The organism is Streptomyces sp. NPDC050388, from assembly GCF_040655635.1.
GTDB lineage: Bacteria > Actinomycetota > Actinomycetes > Streptomycetales > Streptomycetaceae > Streptomyces.
Genome location: NZ_JBFAKH010000263.1, coordinates 1 through 1,527, shown reverse-complemented (window position 1 = coordinate 1,527; position 1,527 = coordinate 1). Strand labels below are relative to the sequence as shown.

Here is a 1,527-nt window from a genome sequence, read left to right as displayed (position 1 = left end):
CGGTAGTTGTCAAGTCAAATGAGACGTTTACTTCGCTATGAGATTTGTGATTCGGTTTGCGCTCGTTTGATGGGGTCGTTGATCCAGACCTGGCCGGGTATCTCGGGTGGTCTCGGCCGGCGAGCGAAGCGCTCGGGATGGCGTTCGTAAGCCCCGGCGAGGGCGACGGACCGCTGATCCCTCACCTCGTGGGCGGTGCCGAAGTGGACCGAGGCGGGGGTGTGCAGGCCGATCCCGGAGTGGCGGTGCTCGTGGTTGTAGTAGCTGATGAACGCGTCCATCCACTCCCTGGCGTGCGCCAGGGAGTCGAAGCGTGCGGGGTAGTCGGGTGCGTACTTGGTGGTGCGGAACTGGCTTTCGCTGAAGGGGTTGTCGTTGCTCACCCGGGGACGGGAATGGCTCCTGGTGACACCGAGGTCAATCAGCAGCTGGGAGACCTTCTTGCTGGTCATGGAGGTGCCGCGGTCCGCGTGGACGGTCTCGGGCACGATGCCGTTGCGTTCGATGGTCTCGCGGATCAACTCCTCGGCCCGCTCGGCCGTTTCGGCGCGTTCGACGGTGTGCCCGACGATGTAGCGGCTGAAGATGTCGATGATCACGTAGGCGTGGAACCAGATGCCCTTGGCCGGTCCGGGCAGTCGGGTGATGTCCCAGGTGAAAACCTGCGACGGCCCGGTCGCGACGAGTTCGGGGATCGTCCTGGGCGGGTGGGTGGCCTGGCGGCGGCGTTCGCCGTTCTGCCCGGCGGCCGACAGGATCCGGTACATCGTCCGCTCCGAGCACCAGTAGTTCCCCGCGTCCAGCTCACGTGCCCAGACCTGGGCGGGCGGCAGGTCGGCGTACTCCGGCCGGTTCAGCAGTGCCAGGACCGCGGCCCGCTCGGCCGGTGAGAGGGCCGAGGCGGGCGTGGGTCTCGGGGACGGTTCAGGCTTCGGCCTCGGGCTGAGGTGGCGGTAGTGGGTGGCGCGTGAGCGTCCGGTCAGCCGGCAGGCCGCCGTCGTGCCCAACTGGCCCTGGACGCCCGCGAACGCCTCGGTGATCACCGGTGCGGCGGCGTGCTTCAGTCCGCGCTCTCGGAGAGCAGTTCCAAGAGCGCGTTGGCTTTTCCCATGACTTCCAGGGCCGCGTCCCGGCGGGCCAGGTCCTTCTCCAGCCGGGCGATCTTCTTGCGGAGTCGTTCCAGCTCGGCCTGCTCGGCCGCCTGCTTCGGCCGGGCCGGCGAGGTGCGCTGATCGGTCAGGGCGTCCAGAGCGCCGCCGTCGCGGGCCTGGCGCCACTCGATCACGTGCGAGTGGTACAGCCGCTCACGCCGAAGGACCGCGCCCTTCTCCCCGGTCGGGGCGGCGTCGTACTCGGCGACGATCCGCAGCTTGTACTCCGCGGAGAACGTCCGCCGCTTCGGACGGGGCGCCGGATCCGATCCGGAGCTACGGGGGGTGGTGCTGGCCATGCCGGGGTGTACTCCTGTCTCGCCCTTCCAGCCTAACCCGGCAAAGCGGGCGTCTCAGCCAAGGCTGTCAGAGAGGG

2 protein-coding genes are annotated in these 1,527 nt (G+C 68.4%); both read right to left on the bottom strand.

Annotation, left to right across the window (positions count from 1 at the left end):
* Positions 1-35 precede the first annotated feature (35 nt).
* Positions 36-1,043, bottom strand: coding sequence for an IS3 family transposase (locus tag AB0I73_RS41245; protein ID WP_363045507.1), 1,008 nt, complete (start codon positions 1,041-1,043; stop codon positions 36-38).
* Positions 1,044-1,060: 17 nt separating this feature from the next.
* On the bottom strand, positions 1,061-1,450 hold the full coding sequence (locus AB0I73_RS41240; protein WP_363045506.1) for a transposase: 390 nt from the start codon (positions 1,448-1,450) through the stop codon (positions 1,061-1,063).
* Between the last annotated feature and the right edge of the window lie 77 nt (positions 1,451-1,527).